General features: G+C 65.4%; 18 protein-coding genes. 11 read left to right on the top strand and 7 right to left on the bottom strand.

Translation table 11 applies throughout. The features are described 5' to 3' along the window. Positions 1-67 precede the first annotated feature (67 nt). A complete protein-coding gene (locus AC25M7_RS01330) occupies positions 68-973 on the top strand; it encodes an SdiA-regulated domain-containing protein (protein WP_028688494.1) in 906 nt (301 codons plus the stop codon). A gap of 71 nt (positions 974-1,044) precedes the next feature. Here AC25M7_RS01330 and rpiA read toward each other — a convergent pair whose 3' ends face one another. Then, positions 1,045-1,719, bottom strand: coding sequence for a ribose-5-phosphate isomerase RpiA (gene rpiA / locus AC25M7_RS01335; RefSeq protein ID WP_011536226.1), 675 nt, complete (start codon positions 1,717-1,719; stop codon positions 1,045-1,047). A gap of 133 nt (positions 1,720-1,852) precedes the next feature. Between rpiA and ilvA the strand changes: the two genes are divergently transcribed. Together ilvA and AC25M7_RS01345 are read left to right on the top strand one after the other, a co-directional pair. Continuing rightward, positions 1,853-3,367: a threonine ammonia-lyase, biosynthetic gene (gene ilvA, locus AC25M7_RS01340; RefSeq protein WP_486970647.1), complete on the top strand. Its 1,515-nt coding sequence runs from the start codon at positions 1,853-1,855 to the stop codon at positions 3,365-3,367. 72 nt (positions 3,368-3,439) lie between these two features. After that, complete coding sequence (locus AC25M7_RS01345; RefSeq protein ID WP_028688496.1) at positions 3,440-3,865, top strand: DUF2269 family protein; 426 nt, start codon at positions 3,440-3,442, stop codon at positions 3,863-3,865. A gap of 32 nt (positions 3,866-3,897) precedes the next feature. On the opposite strand, the gene AC25M7_RS01350 is transcribed toward AC25M7_RS01345, so the two are convergent. Beyond that, on the bottom strand, positions 3,898-4,554 hold the full coding sequence (locus AC25M7_RS01350; RefSeq protein ID WP_028688497.1) for a histidinol-phosphatase: 657 nt from the start codon (positions 4,552-4,554) through the stop codon (positions 3,898-3,900). A 141-nt stretch (positions 4,555-4,695) separates the two neighbouring features. Between AC25M7_RS01350 and AC25M7_RS01355 the strand changes: the two genes are divergently transcribed. Both AC25M7_RS01355 and ptsP read left to right on the top strand, forming a co-directional pair. Further along, complete coding sequence (locus AC25M7_RS01355) at positions 4,696-5,175, top strand: RNA pyrophosphohydrolase (RefSeq protein WP_028688498.1); 480 nt, start codon at positions 4,696-4,698, stop codon at positions 5,173-5,175. 22 nt (positions 5,176-5,197) lie between these two features. Then, positions 5,198-7,471 (top strand): phosphoenolpyruvate--protein phosphotransferase, encoded by a 2,274-nt coding sequence (gene ptsP, locus AC25M7_RS01360; RefSeq protein ID WP_028688499.1) that lies wholly within the window; start codon positions 5,198-5,200, stop codon positions 7,469-7,471. A 95-nt stretch (positions 7,472-7,566) separates the two neighbouring features. On the opposite strand, the gene AC25M7_RS01365 is transcribed toward ptsP, so the two are convergent. Continuing rightward, on the bottom strand, positions 7,567-8,313 hold the full coding sequence (locus AC25M7_RS01365) for an NRDE family protein (RefSeq protein WP_182321925.1): 747 nt from the start codon (positions 8,311-8,313) through the stop codon (positions 7,567-7,569). A gap of 131 nt (positions 8,314-8,444) precedes the next feature. Between AC25M7_RS01365 and AC25M7_RS01370 the strand changes: the two genes are divergently transcribed. The 3 genes from AC25M7_RS01370 to AC25M7_RS01380 are packed head-to-tail and all read left to right on the top strand — an operon-like array spanning position 8,445 to position 11,073. Continuing rightward, complete coding sequence (locus AC25M7_RS01370; RefSeq protein ID WP_486970648.1) at positions 8,445-9,227, top strand: sulfite exporter TauE/SafE family protein; 783 nt, start codon at positions 8,445-8,447, stop codon at positions 9,225-9,227. Between the two features lie 16 nt (positions 9,228-9,243). Next, complete coding sequence (lgt, locus tag AC25M7_RS01375) at positions 9,244-10,053, top strand: prolipoprotein diacylglyceryl transferase (RefSeq protein ID WP_050707398.1); 810 nt, start codon at positions 9,244-9,246, stop codon at positions 10,051-10,053. Between the two features lie 48 nt (positions 10,054-10,101). Next, a complete protein-coding gene (locus AC25M7_RS01380) occupies positions 10,102-11,073 on the top strand; it encodes a thymidylate synthase (RefSeq protein WP_028688503.1) in 972 nt (323 codons plus the stop codon). A 141-nt stretch (positions 11,074-11,214) separates the two neighbouring features. Here AC25M7_RS01380 and cadR read toward each other — a convergent pair whose 3' ends face one another. Beyond that, positions 11,215-11,658: a cadmium resistance transcriptional regulator CadR gene (gene cadR, locus AC25M7_RS01385; protein WP_028688504.1), complete on the bottom strand. Its 444-nt coding sequence runs from the start codon at positions 11,656-11,658 to the stop codon at positions 11,215-11,217. Between the two features lie 111 nt (positions 11,659-11,769). Between cadR and AC25M7_RS01390 the strand changes: the two genes are divergently transcribed. Both AC25M7_RS01390 and AC25M7_RS01395 read left to right on the top strand, forming a co-directional pair. Further along, the gene (locus AC25M7_RS01390; RefSeq protein WP_486970649.1) at positions 11,770-14,001 is read left to right on the top strand and encodes a heavy metal translocating P-type ATPase; all 2,232 of its coding nucleotides are present in this window, start codon (positions 11,770-11,772) and stop codon (positions 13,999-14,001) included. Positions 14,002-14,033: 32 nt separating this feature from the next. Beyond that, complete coding sequence (locus AC25M7_RS01395; RefSeq protein WP_028688506.1) at positions 14,034-14,903, top strand: LysR family transcriptional regulator; 870 nt, start codon at positions 14,034-14,036, stop codon at positions 14,901-14,903. A 65-nt stretch (positions 14,904-14,968) separates the two neighbouring features. On the opposite strand, the gene AC25M7_RS01400 is transcribed toward AC25M7_RS01395, so the two are convergent. Continuing rightward, on the bottom strand, positions 14,969-15,445 hold the full coding sequence (locus AC25M7_RS01400) for a DUF4399 domain-containing protein (RefSeq protein ID WP_062359824.1): 477 nt from the start codon (positions 15,443-15,445) through the stop codon (positions 14,969-14,971). A 228-nt stretch (positions 15,446-15,673) separates the two neighbouring features. Here AC25M7_RS01400 and AC25M7_RS01405 point away from each other — a divergent pair, with 228 nt between their 5' ends. Further along, a complete protein-coding gene (locus tag AC25M7_RS01405) occupies positions 15,674-16,156 on the top strand; it encodes a transporter substrate-binding domain-containing protein (protein ID WP_069015887.1) in 483 nt (160 codons plus the stop codon). 76 nt (positions 16,157-16,232) lie between these two features. On the opposite strand, the gene AC25M7_RS01410 is transcribed toward AC25M7_RS01405, so the two are convergent. Continuing rightward, positions 16,233-16,730, bottom strand: coding sequence for a 2-thiouracil desulfurase family protein (locus AC25M7_RS01410; RefSeq protein ID WP_486970650.1), 498 nt, complete (start codon positions 16,728-16,730; stop codon positions 16,233-16,235). Beyond that, a complete protein-coding gene (locus AC25M7_RS01415) occupies positions 16,717-17,340 on the bottom strand; it encodes a 2OG-Fe(II) oxygenase (RefSeq protein ID WP_028688510.1) in 624 nt (207 codons plus the stop codon). The genes AC25M7_RS01410 and AC25M7_RS01415 overlap by 14 nt, the downstream gene beginning before the upstream one ends. Positions 17,341-17,377 lie beyond the last annotated feature (37 nt).

Raw genomic sequence — 17,377 nt, forward strand, 5'->3', positions numbered from 1 at the left:
GATGGCATTAAGCTTTGCTTCAGTTGATAGTGGTTAGCTACGCGCTCCTTTCGCCGAGTCCGTCCGCATGCGCCGCCACCTTCGCCTGATCTTCGCCTTCATCGTGCTTGTTGTCCTGCTCGTCCTGGCTGCTGCCGGGCATGAGTTCCGCCTGTTCGAGCGCGGCTGGTTCAACCTCAAGACCTGGTGGCAACCGGCCGAACAAAGCATCGGCCTGGATCGCTACCGGGTGGCGATCGAAGCGCAGCCCATCGTCGGGCTGGACGACGACATCTCGGCGCTGACCTACGATCCCGACCGCAAGAGCCTGTTCACCGTCACCAATGCCCGCTCGGAGCTGATCGAGCTGTCGCTGGACGGCCGTATCCTGCGCCGCGTGCCGCTGACCGGCTTCGGTGACCCCGAGGCGGTAGAGTATGTGGGACCCAACAGCTACGTGATCACCGACGAGCGCCAGCAGCGGCTGATTCGCGTGCGCCTGGACGACGACACCCTGTTCCTCGACGCCAGCGATGCCGAGCAGCTGTCCCTTGGCATCGGTCTCAATGGCAACAAGGGCTTCGAGGGACTGGCCTACGACTCGGCGGGCAAGCGCCTGTTCGTGGCCAAGGAGCGGGATCCGATGATGATCTACGAGGTGCATGGTTTTCCCCATGACAACCCTGACAAGCCCTATGCCGTGCATGTGGTGCAGGACCGCAAGCGTGACCGGCGGCTGTTCGTGAGGGACCTGTCGAGCCTGCAGTTCGACGAACGCAGCGGGCACCTGCTGGCGCTGTCGGACGAGTCGCGGTTGGTGCTGGAGCTGGATGTGGAGGGCAGGCCGCTGAGCACGCTGTCGCTGCGCAAGGGGTCTCAGGGTTTGAAGCAGACCGTGCCGCAGGCGGAGGGGATTGCGATGGATGACGCTGGGACCATTTACCTGGTCAGCGAGCCGAACCTGTTCTATGTGTTCAAGCAGCCGGCTGATTGATTGCCTGGGCTGACGCTATCGCGGGGCAAGCCGGCTCCCACCGTGGGAGCGGGCTTGCCCCGCGATGAGGCTTACTCGGCCTTGAGGGTCTTCACGCCTTCTGCGGTCCCCAGCAACAGCACATCCGCAGGACGCGCCGCGAACAGGCCATTGGTGACCACGCCGACAATGGCGTTGATCTGGCTTTCCAGCTCCACCGGGTTGGTGATCTGCAGGTTGTGCACATCCAGAATGACGTTGCCGTTGTCGGTCACCACGCCTTCACGGTAGACCGGGTCACCGCCCAGCTTGACCAACTGGCGCGCCACATGGCTGCGGGCCATCGGAATCACCTCGACCGGCAGCGGGAAGGCGCCGAGCACCGGTACGAGCTTGCTGGCGTCGGCGATGCAAATGAAGGTCTTGGCCACCGCCGCGACGATCTTCTCCCGGGTCAGGGCCGCACCGCCGCCCTTGATCAGGTTGAGGTGGGCGTCGCTCTCGTCGGCGCCGTCGACGTAGAACTCCAGCTCGCTGACGCTGTTCAGCTCGTAGACCGGGATGCCATGGCCCTTCAGGCGCTGAGCGGTGGCTTCGGAGCTGGCGACGGCGCCATCGAAGGCGGTCTTGTGCTGGGCCAGGGCGTCGATGAAGAAGTTGGCGGTCGAACCGGTACCGACGCCGACGACGCTTTTCTCATCCAGTTTCGGCAGGATGAGATCGACGGCGGCCTGGGCGACGGCCTGTTTGAGTTGGTCCTGGGTCATGCGGGCTCCGGGAGGGGCTGGGCGGATTTCAAAGTTGCCAAGTATAACGGCTCCGGCGGCTTTGCTGTGGTCGCCCGACGTGACGCTGCGGTAGACTCCCAGCCCTTGTCCCGCGGCCCAGTGATGCTTTCCGATGCTCGAACAGTACGTCAAGAAGATCCTCACCTCGCGCGTCTACGACGTTGCCGTCGAAACCCCGCTGCACAGCGCCAGGCAGTTGAGCAAGCGCCTGGGCAACACCGTGCTGCTCAAGCGCGAGGACCTGCAGCCGGTGTTCTCGTTCAAGATCCGCGGGGCCTACAACAAACTCGCGCAACTGAGCGCCGAGGAACTGGCCCGCGGCGTGGTCACCGCTTCCGCCGGCAACCACGCCCAAGGCCTGGCCCTGGCGGCGCGGGAGCTGGGGATCAAGGCGACCATCGTCATGCCCAAGACCACCCCGGAGATCAAGATCGAAGGCGTGCGCTCGCGGGGCGGCAAGGTGGTGCTGCACGGCGACACCTTCCCCGAGGCACTGGCCTACTCGCTGAAGCTGGTGGAGGAGAAGGGCTTCGTCTACATCCACCCCTACGACGATCCGCACACCATCGCCGGGCAAGGCACCGTGGCCATGGAAATCCTGCGCCAGCACCCGGGCCAGCTGGACGCGATCTTCGTGCCGGTCGGCGGCGGCGGGCTTATCGCCGGCATCGCGGCGTACGTGAAGTACTTGCGCCCCGAGATCAAGGTGATCGGCGTCGAGCCGGACGACTCAAACTGCCTGCAGGCGGCCATGGCCGCAGGCGAGCGCGTGGTGCTGCCGCAGGTCGGCCTGTTCGCCGACGGCGTGGCGGTGGCGCAGATCGGCCAGCACACCTTCGACATCTGCCGTCACCATGTGGACGAGGTGATCACCGTCAGCACCGACGAGATCTGCGCGGCGATCAAGGATATCTACGACGATACCCGCTCGATCACAGAACCTGCAGGCGCACTGGGCGTGGCCGGTATCAAGAAATACGTCGAGCTCAAGGGCGTTGCCGGGCAGACCCTGGTGGCCATCGACTCGGGTGCCAACGTCAATTTCGACCGCCTGCGCCATGTGGCCGAGCGCGCCGAACTTGGCGAGAAGCGCGAGGCGATCATCGCCGTGACCATTCCCGAGCGCCCGGGGAGCTTCAAGGCCTTCTGCGAAGCCATCGGCAAGCGCCAGATCACCGAGTTCAACTACCGCAAGCACACCTCGGACGAGGCGCATATCTTCGTCGGTGTGCAGACCCACCCCGAAACCGACCCGCGCGCGGCGTTGGTCCAGCAGTTGACCGAACAAGGCTTCCCGGTTACCGACCTGACCGACAATGAACTGGCCAAGCTGCATATTCGTCACATGGTCGGTGGCCACTCGGCCGGGGCCAGCGACGAGATGGTGCTGCGCTTCGAGTTCCCCGAGCGGCCGGGCGCGCTGTTCAACTTCCTCAACAAGCTGGGTGGGCGCTGGAATATCTCGATGTTCCACTACCGCAACCACGGCGCCGCCGATGGCCGGGTGGTCGCGGGCCTGCAGGTGCCGGAGGAGGAGCGCCACCTGGTGCCAGCGGCGCTGGCCAAGATCGGCTATCCGTACTGGGACGAGACCGAGAATCCGGCCTACCAGCTATTCTTGGGCTGAACACGCCAAACGGACCTCGTGGGAGCGGGCTAGCCCCGCGATGAAGCCACCAGCCAGAAGGACGATCACGAAATGGAACACCTGACCACCCTCAAGACCCTGCACATCCTCGCCACCGCCCTGTTGCTGCTGGGTGGCCTGGGCCTGGCGATCTGGACTGTCCGCGCCCGCCGCCAGGGCGATGCCGAGGCCTACGGCAAGCTGTTGCGCCGACCACTGGTGTTCATCTGGCTGCTGATGGGATTGTGCCTGGTGAGCATGCCGTTCACCGGCTGGTGGCTGGTGCACCTGGTCGGCTGGCCACTGGGGCAGACCTGGGTGCTGGCGTCCAGCATCATCTATACGCTGGGCGCATTTGCCGTGTGGTGGCTGGTAGTGCGGCTCAACCGGCTGCGCAAGGCTGAAACCGTGGGTTTGAAGTTCACCTTGGCATTGGCGCTGTTCAGTGGCGTCTGCTTCCTGTCCATTGCTGGCCTGATGGGCGCCAAGCCGATCTAGGCTCCGTGGGCTGCTTTGCAGCCCCGCCGATCTCAACGCCGAAGAGAAATCACCGGCCACCCCCGCCGCTCGGCCTCGGCCCGCAGCTTCGGATCCGGATCCACCGCCACCGGGTTCGCCACCACCTCCAGCAACGGCACGTCGTTCAGCGAGTCGCTGTAGAAGTAGCTGTCTTCCAGGTCGAACCCGTTCTCCAGCATCCAGCGCGCAAGCCGCGTCACCTTGCCTTCACGGAAACAGGGTATATCGGTACTGCGCCCGGTATAGCGCCCGTCCTGCGTTTCGCATTCGGTCGCCAGCAGTACGCGCACGCCCAGGCGGTGGGCGATCGGCGCGGTGACAAAGCGGTTGGTGGCGGTAATGATCACCAGTTGGTCGCCCGCCTCGCGGTGCTGCTGCAGCAACGCCAGGGCCTTGGGCAGGATGATCGGTTCGATGCAGTCGCGCATGAACTCGCGGTGCCACTGCTCCAACTGCGCGGGCTCGCTGGCCGCGAGGATTTCCATGGAAAAGGCCAGGTAGGCCTGCATATCCAGGGAGCCGTTGAGGTAGTCCTGGTAGAAAGCGTCGTTGCGTTGCTTATAGGCGATCGGATCGAGAATGCCCCGCTCGCATAGGTAGTCACCCCAGGCGTGGTCGCTGTCGCCACCGAGGAGGGTATTGTCCAGGTCGAATAAAGCCAGGCGCATCGCGGTCACTCGCATCAGCCACGGGAGAGTCCCGCAGAATACGGAGTTTTCACCTCGCTGCACATAAGCTTGGCGGGCGCGTTGCTGCGCGCTCGGGCTTTGTGGAACAATGCGTTGACATGCGTTTGCGAGGTTGCTGCCGTGATCGACCCGGATGGTTTTCGCCCCAATGTCGGGATCATTCTCACGAATGATGCCGGGCAGGTGCTATGGGCTCGGCGGATCAACCAGGATGCCTGGCAGTTTCCCCAGGGTGGTATCAACCCTGACGAGACGCCGGAAGATGCCCTGTACCGCGAGCTGAACGAAGAAGTGGGCCTGGAGCGCCAGGATGTGGAAATTCTTGCCTGCACCCGTGGCTGGTTGCGTTATCGTTTACCCCAGCGCCTGGTGCGCACCCACAGCCAGCCACTGTGCATTGGCCAGAAACAAAAGTGGTTCCTGCTGCGCCTGGTGAGCAATGAGCAACGGGTGCGCATGGACCTCACCGGCAAACCGGAATTCGATGGCTGGCGCTGGGTCAGCTACTGGTATCCGCTGGGCCAGGTGGTGACATTCAAGCGCGAGGTATACCGCCGCGCCCTGAAAGAGCTAGCCCCGCGCCTGCTGACGCGCGACTGACGACGGAGTCCGACCCCGAGCCATGCTCAATACGCTGCGCAAGATCGTCCAGGAAGTGAACTCCGCCAAAGATCTCAAGACGGCGTTGGGTATCATTGTCTTGCGCGTCAAGGAGGCGATGGGCAGCCAGGTCTGCTCAGTCTACCTGCTCGACCCGGACAGCAACCGCTTCGTGCTGATGGCGACCGAGGGCCTGAACAAGCGCTCCATCGGCAAGGTCAGCATGGCCCCCAATGAAGGCCTGGTCGGCCTGGTCGGCACCCGCGAGGAGCCACTGAACCTCGAGAACGCCGCCGACCACCCCCGCTATCGCTACTTCGCCGAGACCGGCGAAGAGAAATTCGCCTCCTTCCTCGGTGCGCCGATCATCCACCACCGCCGCGTGGTGGGGGTACTGGTCATCCAGCAGAAGGAGCGCCGCCAGTTCGACGAAGGCGAAGAGGCCTTCCTGGTCACCATGAGCGCCCAGCTCGCCGGGGTTATCGCCCATGCCGAGGCGACCGGTTCGATCCGCGGCCTGGGGCGCCAGGGCAAGGGTATCCAGGAAGCCCGCTTCGTCGGCGTGCCGGGCTCTCCAGGCGCCGCCGTCGGCCGCTCGGTGGTGATGCTGCCGCCTGCCGACCTTGAGGTGGTGCCGGACCGCACCGTCGAGGACATCGACAACGAACTCAAGCTGTTCAACAACGCCCTTGAAGGCGTGCGCGAGGACATGCGCAAGCTGTCGGCCAAGCTCGCCACCCAGCTGCGGCCCGAAGAGCGCGCGTTGTTCGACGTGTACCTGATGATGCTCGAGGACGCCGCCCTCGGTGGCGAGGTGGTCGAGGTCATCAAGACCGGCCAGTGGGCCCAGGGCGCGCTGCGCCAGGTGGTCGGCGAGCACGTCAACCGCTTCGAGCTGATGGACGATGACTACCTGCGCGAGCGCGCCTCGGACGTCAAGGACCTGGGCCGGCGCCTGCTGGCCTACCTGCAGGAAGCCCGTTCGCAGTCGCTGGTCTACCAGGACAACACCATCCTGGTCAGCGAAGAGCTGACCCCGGCCATGCTCGGCGAGGTGCCGGAAGGCAAGCTGGTGGGCCTGGTCTCGGTACTGGGCTCGGGCAACTCCCATGTGGCGATTCTTGCCCGTGCCATGGGCATCCCGACCGTCATGGGCGTGGTCGACCTGCCCTATTCGAAGGCCGACGGCATCGAGATGATCATCGACGGCTACAAGGGCGAGGTGTTCACCAACCCCGGCGAGGTGCTGCGCAAGCAGTACAGCGATGTGGTCGAGGAGGAGCGCCAGCTGGCCCGTGGCCTCGACGCCCTGCGCGAGCTGCCGTGCATCACCCCGGACGGCCATCGCATGCCGCTGTGGGTCAACACCGGCCTGCTCGCCGATGTGGCCCGCGCCCAGCAGCGCGGCGCCGAGGGCGTCGGCCTGTATCGCACCGAAGTGCCGTTCATGATCAACCAGCGCTTCCCCAGCGAGAAGGAACAGCTGGCGATCTACCGCGAGCAGTTGCAGGCGTTCCACCCGCTGCCGGTGACCATGCGCAGCCTCGACATCGGTGGCGACAAGTCGCTGTCGTACTTCCCGATCAAGGAAGAAAACCCGTTCCTCGGCTGGCGCGGCATCCGCGTCACCCTCGATCATCCGGAAATCTTCCTGGTGCAGACCCGCGCCATGCTCAAGGCCAGCGAGGGCCTGAACAACCTGCGCATCCTGCTGCCGATGATCTCCGGCATCCACGAGCTGGAAGAAGCCCAGCACCTGATCCACCGTGCCTGGGGCGAGGTGCGCGACGAAGGCACCGACGTGCCGATGCCGCCGGTGGGGGTGATGGTGGAGATTCCCGCCGCCGTGTACCAGACCCGTGAACTGGCGCGCCAGGTCGACTTCCTCTCGGTCGGTTCCAACGACCTGACCCAGTACCTGCTGGCGGTCGACCGCAACAATCCGCGGGTCGCCGACCTGTACGACTACCTGCACCCGGCGGTGCTGCAGGCCCTGCAGACCGTGGTCAGCGTCGCCCACGAGGAAGGCAAGCCGGTGAGCATCTGCGGCGAGATGGCCGGTGACCCGGCCGCGGCGATTTTGCTGATGGCCATGGGCTTCGACAGCCTGTCGATGAACGCCACCAACCTGCCGAAGGTGAAGTGGATGCTGCGCCAGATCAACCTGGGCAAAGCCAAGGAACTGCTGGCCGACGCCATGAGCCATGACAACCCGCAGGTTATCCACAGCTCGCTGCAACTGGCGCTGAAGAACCTTGGCCTGGCGCGGATGATCGGGCCTAACAAGACCCTCTGATCGTCGGTACCGGCCTCATCGCGGGGCAAGCCCGCTCCCACAAAGTTGCTGCAAGAGCCTCGTGGGAGCGGGCTTGCCCCGCGATGAGGTCGGACTCACACCTCCAGGCTGACCTCGCCCAGGTGCCCGCCAAACGGCCCGTAGCTGCGCTCGACCATCCGCCGCCGCCCCTGGTCATCGACGATCAGCACCGTGCTCGCCCGCGTCCCATAGTTCTGGCTGGCGATGAACACACTCGACAGCAACCTTTCGGTGGTCAACCCCACGCCAGTCTCCGGCAGCTCACCATCCGACGCGGGCTGCGCATCGCCCAGCAGGGTCAACAGCCGTTGCGGATCGGCGGCCTCAAGCAAACTCTCAAGCCCGCTACGCGCCTTCACCAGCTTGGGCCACGGCGTATCCAGCCCGGCGTTCGAAAGCCCGTAGACCCCAGGCGCCAACAGACGCGGCGCGGCCTCACGGGCATGCAGGTAGCCCAGCCGCTCGCCATCGCCCACCAGCAGGTTGAACCCCGAGTACTGCCCACTGCGGCTGGCCACCTGGTCCAGGTAGGCCTCGACATCCAGCTCGCCCTGCAGGTACGCCGCCACCAGCTCGCCCCGTGAGCGCGGCCCCAGCGGCTGGCGCGGATCGCGGATGTTGGTCAGCGCGGCGAAGCGCCCGTTCGGCCCCACGCCAAGCCAGGTGCCGCCGGCCTCCAGGTCGCGCCCGGCATGCACCCCCGGCGCATCCTCCCAGGCCGCCAGGGCCTGTGTCGGCCGGGCATAGAACTCGTCGCGGTTGGCCGCGACGATCAGCGGCCGGGTCGTCCCCGGCCGCCAGGCGAATACGATCAGGCACATAGGTTGTCCCCTGTGTTTTTGGCCACTCTACCCGCGCCGCCGACCGCTATCCATCATCTGACACAGAGTTCACTAGAGCGCCGGGCTTGGCTTCCGTTACCATGCCGGATTGTTTTCCACTGGGGCCACGAATGGAATTCGCTCTCTATCTGCTGTTGGGCGCCTGCGCCGGCGTGCTGGCCGGGCTGTTCGGCGTTGGTGGCGGCATCATCATCGTGCCGGTGCTGGTGTTCAGCTTCACCCTGCAGGGCTTCGACCCTTCGGTGCTGACCCACCTGGCGGTCGGCACGTCGCTGGCGACCATCGTCTTCACCTCGATCAATGCCGTGCGCGAGCACCAGCGCAAGGGGGCGGTGCAGTGGCCGATCTTCGCCTGGATGACCGTGGGCATCCTGCTCGGCGCGCTGGTCGGGGCCAAGACCGCCTCGCTCATCCAGGGCCCGATGCTGCAGAAGATCATCGGCGTGTTCGCCCTGGTGATCGCCGCGCAGATGGCCCTGGACCTCAAGCCCAAGGCCAGCCGCGGCATCCCCGGCAAGCCCGGGTTGACCGCCGCCGGCGGGGTGATCGGCTGGACCTCGGCCATCTTCGGCATCGGTGGCGGTTCGCTGACCGTGCCGTTCCTCACCTGGCGCAGCCTGCCCATGCAGCAGGCGGTGGCGACTTCGTCGGCCTGTGGCCTGCCGATCGCCCTGGCCAGTGCCCTGGGCTTCATGTGGCTGGGCTGGCACGAGGAACACCTGCCGGCCCACAGCCTGGGCTACGTCTACCTTCCGGCGCTGGTCGGCATCGCTGCCACCAGCATGTTCTTCGCCCGCTACGGCGCGCGTCTGGCGCACAAGCTGTCGCCGCGCGTGCTCAAGCGTCTGTTCGCCGCGCTGCTGTTCTGCGTCGGACTGAGCTTCCTTATCTGAACCTAGAGGAAAGACAATGCTGCCTTACCCGCAGATCGACCCGGTGGCCGTGGCCCTCGGTCCACTGAAAATCCACTGGTACGGCCTGATGTACCTGATCGGCATCGGCGGCGCCTGGCTGCTGGCCTCGCGCCGGTTGAACCGCTTCGACCCGACCTGGAGCCGCGAGAAACTCTCCGACCTGGTGTTCTGGCTGTCGATGGGGGTGATCGTCGGCGGGCGCCTGGGCTACGTGCTGTTCTACGACCTGCACCAGTACCTGGCCAACCCGACCTTGATCTTCGAGGTGTGGAAAGGCGGCATGTCGTTCCACGGCGGTTTCATCGGCGTGATGCTGGCCGCGCTGTGGTTCGGCAAGCGCAACAACAAGTCGTTCTTCGAGCTGATGGACTTCGTCGCGCCGCTGGTGCCGATCGGCCTGGGCGCCGGGCGTATCGGCAACTTCATCAACGCCGAGCTGTGGGGCAAGGCCACCGACGTGCCGTGGGCGATGGTGTTCCCACCATTCAGCGACCCGGCCCAGCTGCCGCGTCACCCGTCGCAGCTGTACCAGTTCGCCCTCGAAGGTGTGGCATTATTCGTCATCCTTTGGCTGTACTCGCGCAAGCCGCGCCCGACCATGGCCGTTTCCGGCATGTTCGCACTGTTCTACGGCATCTTCCGCTTCATCGTGGAGTTCGTGCGGGTACCCGACGCCCAGCTGGGCTACATCGCCTTCGGCTGGTTGACCATGGGTCAGTTGCTCTGCGTGCCGATGATCGTCGGCGGCATCTTCCTGATCTGGTGGGCCTACAACCGTAAGCCGTCGGCCAAGGCCACCGTCTGATTTTCACGGCAGGGGCGATCCCCCTGCCGTTCTTGCTACAGGTAAGCCATGAAACAGTATCTAGATCTGGTCCGTGACGTCATCGAAAACGGCACGCTGCAGGAAAACCGCACCGGCATCCGCACCATCAGCCTGCCGGGCGCCATGCTCAAGTTCGACCTGCAGAAAGGCTTCCCGGCCATCACCACGCGCAAGCTGGCGTTCAAGTCGGCGATCGGCGAGATGGTGGGCTTTTTGCGCGGCGTGAAGAACGCCGGCGAGTTCCGCGAACTGGGCTGCAAGGTCTGGGACCAGAACGCCAACGAGAACGCCCAGTGGCTGGCCAACCCGTTCCGCCAGGGCCATGACGACCTCGGCGAGATCTACGGCGTGCAATGGCGCCAGTGGCCGGGCTACAAGCGCGTCCCGCTGAGCAACCCGGCAGCCATCGAGATGGCTGAAAAGGCCGGTTTCCGCCGTATCGCCCAGGACGAGGAAGACGGCCAGGCGTTCGTCATCCTGTACAAGGCCATCGACCAGGTACGCCAGTGCCTGGACACCATCGCCAACGACCCGGGCAGCCGACGCATCCTGTTCCACGGCTGGAACTGCGCCCAGCTGGATGAAATGGCCCTGCCGCCGTGCCACCTGCTGTACCAGTTCCACCCGAATGTCGAGACGAAGGAAATCTCCCTGACCCTCTACATCCGCTCCAACGACCTGGGCCTGGGCACGCCGTTCAACCTCACCGAGGGCGCGGCGCTGCTGTCGCTGTTCGGCCGCCTGACCGGCTACACCCCGCGCTGGTTCACCTACTTCATCGGCGATGCCCATGTGTACGAGAACCACCTGGACATGCTCAATGAGCAGATGAAGCGTGAGCCGTTGGCGGCACCGAAGCTGGTGATCAGCGACCGCGTGCCGGCATTCGCCGAGACCGGCAAGTACGAGCCGGAGTGGCTGGAGAAGATCGAGCCGAGCGACTTCTGGCTGGAAGGCTACGAGCACCATGCGCCGATGACCGCGCCGATGGCGGTGTAGCTTTTCAGATTGCCGGGGCTGCCTTGCAGCCCATCGCGACACAAGGCCGCTCCCACAGGTACGGTGCAGAACCTGAAACTGCGCTGTACCTGTGGGAGCGGCCTTGTGTCGCGAAAGGGGGGCGCAGCGCCCCCAGTACTTTCAATGCCCGTGGCTTCTGCCTACATGGGAATGCTCGGTTTCCGGCACCGTCACCGCCCCATTGGTCTCCAGTTGCTGGAGAATCGCGCACTCCGCCCCCTGCGCATTGCACCGCTGCCTCAACTCCACCAGCTGCGCCTGCAGCGCCACCAGCCCGTCGATCCTCGCCTGCACATGCTCGATATGTTCGTCGATCAGCGCGTTGACGCTGCCGCATGAGCCGTCGGGGCTGTCGCGCAGGTTCAACAGGCTGCGGATCTCATCGAGGGTCATGTCCAGGGTGCGGCAGTTGCGGATGAAAGTCAGCCGCTCGACATGGGCCTGGGTGTAGAGCCGATAGTTGCCGTCGCTGCGGGCGGGCTCGGGCAGCAGCTGCTCACGCTCGTAGTAGCGGATGGTCTCCACGGCGCAGTCGGTGGCCTTGGCCAATTCTCCGATCTTCATGGCAAATCTCCAGCAGAGGGCTTGACCCTATAGTGGCTACAGGGTGTTCACTTGGCAACAACCCACTCTGCGGATTTGCGCAGAGGCCAGTGCTCAGTTAAGGATGATTCCATGAACCAGCCTGTCAGCCCCGACAACAAGCATGACCATGCGCATGACCATGAGCCCCACGCCCACAGCTGCTGTGCCAGCAAGGCTGCACCGGCCTTGGTGCAGCTGACCGAAAAGGCCAGCGCCCAGGCGCAGCTCAGTCGTTTTCGCATCGAGGCCATGGACTGCCCCACCGAACAGACCCTGATCCAGGACAAGCTGGGCAGGCTGGCCGGCATCGAGCAGCTGGAGTTCAACCTGATCAACCGTGTGCTTGGCGTGCGCCATACACTGACCGGCACCGCCGAGATCGAGCGGGCCATCGACAGCCTGGGCATGAAGGCCGAACCGCTGGCCGCCGAGGACGACGGCAGCGCCAATGCGCCCCAGGCGAGCAAGACCCGCTGGTGGCCGCTGGCCTTGTCGGGTGTTGCCGCGATTGCCGCCGAAGTCGTGCACTTCTCCGGCAAGGCGCCGGATTGGGTGGTCGCCGTGCTGGCCCTGGCGGCGATCCTCGGCTGTGGCCTGGGCACCTACAAGAAGGGCTGGATCGCCCTGAAGAACCGCAACCTCAACATCAATGCCCTGATGAGCATCGCCGTGACCGGCGCCGTGCTGATCGGCCAATGGCCCGAGGCGGCCATGGTCATGGTGCTGTTCACCATCGCCGAGCTGATCGAGGCACGCTCGCTGGATCGCGCGCGCAATGCCATTGGCGGCCTGATGCAACTGGCGCCAGACCTGGCCACCGTGCAGCAGGCTGACGGCCAGTGGCGCGAGCTCGACGTGCGCGAGGTGCCGATCGGCGCCCTGGTGCGGGTACGGCCGGGCGAACGTATCGGCCTGGATGGCGAGGTGGTCAGTGGCCAGTCCAGCGTCGACCAGGCGCCGATCACCGGCGAGAGCCTGCCGGTCGAGAAAGCCGTGGGCGACAAGCTGTTCGCCGGCACCATCAACCAGGCCGGTGCCCTGGAGTACCGCGTCACCGCCGCCGCCGGCCAGTCGACCCTGGCGCGGATCATCAAGGCCGTCGAGGAGGCCCAGGGCGCCCGCGCGCCGACCCAGCGCTTCGTCGACCAGTTCTCGCGCATCTACACCCCGGTGGTGTTCGCCGTGGCCCTGGCCGTGGCGGTGATCCCACCGCTGTTCATGGCCGGCGCCTGGTTCGACTGGATCTACCGCGCCCTGGTGCTGCTGGTGGTGGCCTGCCCGTGCGCGCTGGTGATCTCGACCCCGGTGACCATCGTCAGTGGCCTGGCCGCGGCGGCGCGCAAGGGCATCCTGATCAAGGGCGGCGTGTACCTCGAAGGCGGTCGCAAACTGGACTTCCTCGCCCTGGACAAGACCGGCACCATCACCCACGGCAAGCCGGTGCAGACCGACAGCAAGGTCCTCGACCCGCTGTTCGAAGGCCGGGCCCAAGCCCTGGCCGCCAGTCTGGCCGCCCGCTCCGACCACCCGGTGTCCGGTGCCATCGCCCTGTTCGCCAAGGAACAGGACCTGCCCTTGAGCGAAGTCACCGATTTCGCCGCCCTGGCCGGTCGCGGTGTGCGCGGTGATATCGGGGGCCAGACCTACCACCTGGGCAACCATCGCCTGGTCGAAGAGCTCGGCCTGTGCTCCCCGGAGCTTGAAGCGCAGCTCGATGTGCTGGAGCGCCAGGGCAAGACCGTGGTGCTGCTGCTCGACCGCTCCGGCCCGCTGGCGCTGTTCGCCGTGGCCGACACGGTCAAGGACAGCAGCCGCCAGGCCATCGCCGAACTGCACGAGCTGGGCATCAAGACTGTCATGTTGACCGGCGACAATCCCCACACTGCCCAGGCCATCGCCGCCCAGGTGGGGATTGATCGCGCCGAGGGCAACCTGCTGCCGGCGGACAAGCTGGCCAGCATCGAGCGCCTGTACGGCGAGGGCCACCGGGTCGGCATGGTCGGTGACGGCATCAACGACGCACCGGCACTGGCCCGTGCCGAAATCGGCTTCGCCATGGCCGCCGCCGGCACCGACACGGCCATCGAGACCGCCGACGTGGCGCTGATGGACGACGACTTGCGCAAAATCCCGGCGTTCGTCAGGCTGTCGCGCCAAAGCGCGGCGATCCTCACCCAGAACATCGTGCTGGCCCTGGCAATCAAGGCGATCTTCCTGGCAATCACCTTTGCCGGCATGGCCACCATGTGGATGGCGGTGTTCGCCGACATGGGCGTGAGCCTGCTGGTGGTGTTCAACGGCTTGCGCCTGCTGCGCAAATAGGCGTCCGCAGCGCAGAACAGAGGTTATCCACAATGCTGAGCGCCGAACTCAAAGCCTTCTACATGGTGGCCCGCCTGGGCAGCATCACCCTGGCGGCAAAGAAGCTCGGGCTCAGCCAGCCGACGGTGACCACGCAGATCCGCAATCTCGAAGGCCAGTACAACGTCGAGCTGTTCTACCGCGGTGGTCGGCGCCTGGTGCTGAGCGAGGAAGGCGTGCGCCTGCTGCCGATGGTCAAGGCACTGCTGCAGCAGGAGGCCGACATCGAGTTCGAGCTGCGCAACAGTGGCCAGGCCCAGGGCAGCCTGCGCATCGCCGCCACGGCGCCCTACTACATTCTCGACCTGGTGAAGATCTTCCGCGAGCGCCTGCCCCAAGTGGAAGTGGCGGTGGAAATCGGCAACTCGCAGCTGGTGCTGGAGATGCTCGAGGATTACCGGGTGGATATCGCCGCGTCCTCGCAACTGCTGGAAGATGCGCGCCTGGTGCGCCGGGTGCTGGGCACCGATCCGCTGGTGCTGGCGGTACACCGCAATCATCCGCTGGCCCAGCGTCAGGCGGTGTCCATCGACGTGGTGGCCGGGCATTGCCTGCTGATGCGCGAGCAAGGCTCGACCACCCGCAAACTGACCGAGCAGATGATGCAAGAAGCCAATGTGAAGGCCGGGGCCTTGCTGGAGATCGGCAGCCGCGAGTCGATTCGCGAGGCGGTGCTGCGCAACATCGGCATCAGCATCATTGCCCGCCACGAGGTGCCGCATAACCCGGAGCTACGGGTGCTGGCGCTGGAGGAGGCGCCGGTGATGCACGAGTACCTGTACTGCCTGAAGGAGCGGCGTCAGGCGCGATTGCCGGCGGCTTTTCTGGGCGTGGCGCAGGAAGTGGTTGGCTCGCAATTCTGAAACGCTTGCCCGTCTGCAATGCGCTCATCGCCGGCAAGCTGGCCGGCCGGCGATGGCGCGGCGGGTCACTTCACGTTGACGGTGATCTTCTGCGACTCGACGCTTGGCTTGAACGGCACGTGGTACTTGTCGCCCAGCACCAGCTGCAGGGTGTGCTTGCCCGGCGTGAGGGTGATGGTTGCCTCGGTCTGCGCCTTGCCGAAGTGCAGCACCTGCGGGCCTGCCGGCAGCGGCGCGTTGTTCTCGGGCATCAGGCTCGTGGGCAGCGGCTGGTCGGCCAGGGGCGCCTTGTCCACATCCACCAGCAGGTGGTGATGGCCAGAGTGCGGGGTCTGGTCGCCCGCGGGCTTGAGGTCCATGCCTTCGATGCCGAACTTGACGGTGAAGGTCTTGTCGACCGTGGCCCCGTCGGCGGGGGAAACGATGAAGACCTTGGCGCCTTCCGGTGGCTGCTCGCTCTTCAGGGCATCCGCGGCACTGGCGAACACCGACGCCCCCATCAGCAGACCGGCGACGGCAGCACGCGAAAATAGGCTTTTCATTCACTTCTCCTGTGATTCACTTCAATTGACCGCTATCACTTAAAGGCAGTGTGGCGGTACTTCACCATAGTCCAACGCGACCGGGAGAGGTTCAAAAACAGGGACAGAAATATTTCAGGGCCGAAGAAAACCTTGCCGCGACCTGGAGGTCTTAGGCTGCGTTAGACCGGGGCAGACGAGAAAGCCACGGCGAATGCACTTCATCTGCCGAACAAGAAAGGGGCACTCATGCGTTTGACCATTGGCATTCTGCTGGCGGCACTGTTCAGCCCATTGGCCCAGGCCGAACTGATCGACGAAATCAACGACCGTGGCGAACTGCGCATCGCCGTGCTTGGCGACGCGCCGCCCTATGCGTTCAAGGAGAACGAACACCTGACCGGCTTCGAGATCGAGTTGGGGCAGGCCCTGGCCAAGGAGCTGGATGTGCGGGCCGAGTTCGTCGAGACGCCCGCCGAAGAGGTGCTGCCTGGGGTGGAGAGCGGCAAATTCGACATGACCTTCAACCAGCAAGATGCCGAACTGAGCGACAAGCTCGACGCCATTCGGGCCCTGGCCGGCCAGAAATTGGTGATCCCGTACCAGAAGGGCAATCCAGCTTTCGAGACGGCTGTGAACAATGCCCTGCAGCGGATCGAGGATGATGGCCGTCTGGCCGACCTGGAAAGCAAATGGTTCAAGGGCACCAAGCAGGCGACCACCGGACAGTAACACCGCATCGCGGGGCAAGCCCGCTCCCACGCTGCCGTCATGGTCACCATTGCGTGGGAGCGGGCTTGCCCGGCGATCAGACCTTGGCCAACGCTCGCTGCGCGTCTTCCAGCTCCAGCTCGCTGAACACGAGCACCCCTTCGCGACGCAGCAAGGCCGCGGTCACCCCTTCCCCAGCCACCTTCACTCCGCTGAAGCTGCCGTCATAGGTCTGCAGCTTGCCACACGACGGGCTGCCGGACTTAAGCACCGCCACACGGATGCCATGCCGACGCACCAACTCCAGCGCCCGTCTGGCCCCGGCCAGAAACGCCTCGCTGACATCGTCGCCGGACACCGTCACTACCCGCGCCTGCCCATCCAGGACCTGAACGCCCTGCCCGCCCGGAATTTCCGCAGGCGGTCGCGGCGTCGGCAGGCCACCGGCCACCTCCGGGCACAGCGGCACCACCCGGCCTTCGGCCTGCCAGCGCTGCACGACGTCGGGATGACCACTGGCACGCCCGTCATAGCGCACTGGCTGGCCCAGCAGGCAGGCACTGACCAGTACTTTCGGCCGCTCAGAACGGGTCATTGCCACGGCGCCGGAACCAGCCGGTCAACGACAGGCGCTCACGCCCGGCCGGGAGCACTTCGTGCGGCACTTCACCCGACAGGAACACCACCAGGCTGCCCGCCACCGGCTGCACGTCGTGCTCGACACCGTCCTGCAGGAACATCCGCAACTGCCCGCCATCCTCCGGTTGCCAACCTTCATTGAGGTAGAACACGGCCGATACCATGCGCCGGTCGTCGTCACGGAAGCGGTCGAGATGGCGCTTGTAGAAAGCCCCCGGGGGATACAGCGCAAAATGGCACTCGAAGTCCTCAAGCCCCAGGAACAAACCCTGGTTGATGGCCTGGCGCAGGCTGTCCATCGCGCCCAGGTAGCGGTCGCAGACCTCCGACTCGCCGGGGTCGAGCCACTGGATCTGGTCGCCACGGATCGCCTCGCGGATCTCCTGCGCGGCGCCGCGACCGACGCTGGCCGGGTTGAGTTCGCCCTCGGCGTGACGGCGACGGCATTCGGCCGCCAGCGCGCGCGACAGCGCGTCGGGCAGGAAGAGAGGTTGCTGCGACCAGCCACGGGTGGCCAGGTCGTCGACGATCGTCGACAGCAGCGGATGTTCGAAAGGCGTGTGCATGGCGCATCATAGCCATTCGCCAATCGCTCGCACAGCG

The organism is Pseudomonas sp. P106(2024) (assembly GCF_057480815.1).

What these genes read in the sequence shown, in the direction of transcription:
- AC25M7_RS01330 (WP_028688494.1), top strand. Translation starts at nt 68, where the DNA reads ATGCGCCGCCACCTTCGCCTGATCTTCGCCTTCATCGTGCTTGTTGTC.
- rpiA (WP_011536226.1), bottom strand. Translation starts at nt 1,719, where the DNA reads ATGACCCAGGACCAACTCAAACAGGCCGTCGCCCAGGCCGCCGTCGAT.
- ilvA (WP_486970647.1), top strand. Translation starts at nt 1,853, where the DNA reads ATGCTCGAACAGTACGTCAAGAAGATCCTCACCTCGCGCGTCTACGAC.
- AC25M7_RS01345 (WP_028688496.1), top strand. Translation starts at nt 3,440, where the DNA reads ATGGAACACCTGACCACCCTCAAGACCCTGCACATCCTCGCCACCGCC.
- AC25M7_RS01350 (WP_028688497.1), bottom strand. Translation starts at nt 4,554, where the DNA reads ATGCGCCTGGCTTTATTCGACCTGGACAATACCCTCCTCGGTGGCGAC.
- ptsP (WP_028688499.1), top strand. Translation starts at nt 5,198, where the DNA reads ATGCTCAATACGCTGCGCAAGATCGTCCAGGAAGTGAACTCCGCCAAA.
- AC25M7_RS01365 (WP_182321925.1), bottom strand. Translation starts at nt 8,313, where the DNA reads ATGTGCCTGATCGTATTCGCCTGGCGGCCGGGGACGACCCGGCCGCTG.
- AC25M7_RS01370 (WP_486970648.1), top strand. Translation starts at nt 8,445, where the DNA reads ATGGAATTCGCTCTCTATCTGCTGTTGGGCGCCTGCGCCGGCGTGCTG.
- lgt (WP_050707398.1), top strand. Translation starts at nt 9,244, where the DNA reads ATGCTGCCTTACCCGCAGATCGACCCGGTGGCCGTGGCCCTCGGTCCA.
- AC25M7_RS01380 (WP_028688503.1), top strand. Translation starts at nt 10,102, where the DNA reads ATGAAACAGTATCTAGATCTGGTCCGTGACGTCATCGAAAACGGCACG.
- cadR (WP_028688504.1), bottom strand. Translation starts at nt 11,658, where the DNA reads ATGAAGATCGGAGAATTGGCCAAGGCCACCGACTGCGCCGTGGAGACC.
- AC25M7_RS01390 (WP_486970649.1), top strand. Translation starts at nt 11,770, where the DNA reads ATGAACCAGCCTGTCAGCCCCGACAACAAGCATGACCATGCGCATGAC.
- AC25M7_RS01395 (WP_028688506.1), top strand. Translation starts at nt 14,034, where the DNA reads ATGCTGAGCGCCGAACTCAAAGCCTTCTACATGGTGGCCCGCCTGGGC.
- AC25M7_RS01400 (WP_062359824.1), bottom strand. Translation starts at nt 15,445, where the DNA reads ATGAAAAGCCTATTTTCGCGTGCTGCCGTCGCCGGTCTGCTGATGGGG.
- AC25M7_RS01405 (WP_069015887.1), top strand. Translation starts at nt 15,674, where the DNA reads ATGCGTTTGACCATTGGCATTCTGCTGGCGGCACTGTTCAGCCCATTG.
- AC25M7_RS01410 (WP_486970650.1), bottom strand. Translation starts at nt 16,730, where the DNA reads ATGACCCGTTCTGAGCGGCCGAAAGTACTGGTCAGTGCCTGCCTGCTG.
- AC25M7_RS01415 (WP_028688510.1), bottom strand. Translation starts at nt 17,340, where the DNA reads ATGCACACGCCTTTCGAACATCCGCTGCTGTCGACGATCGTCGACGAC.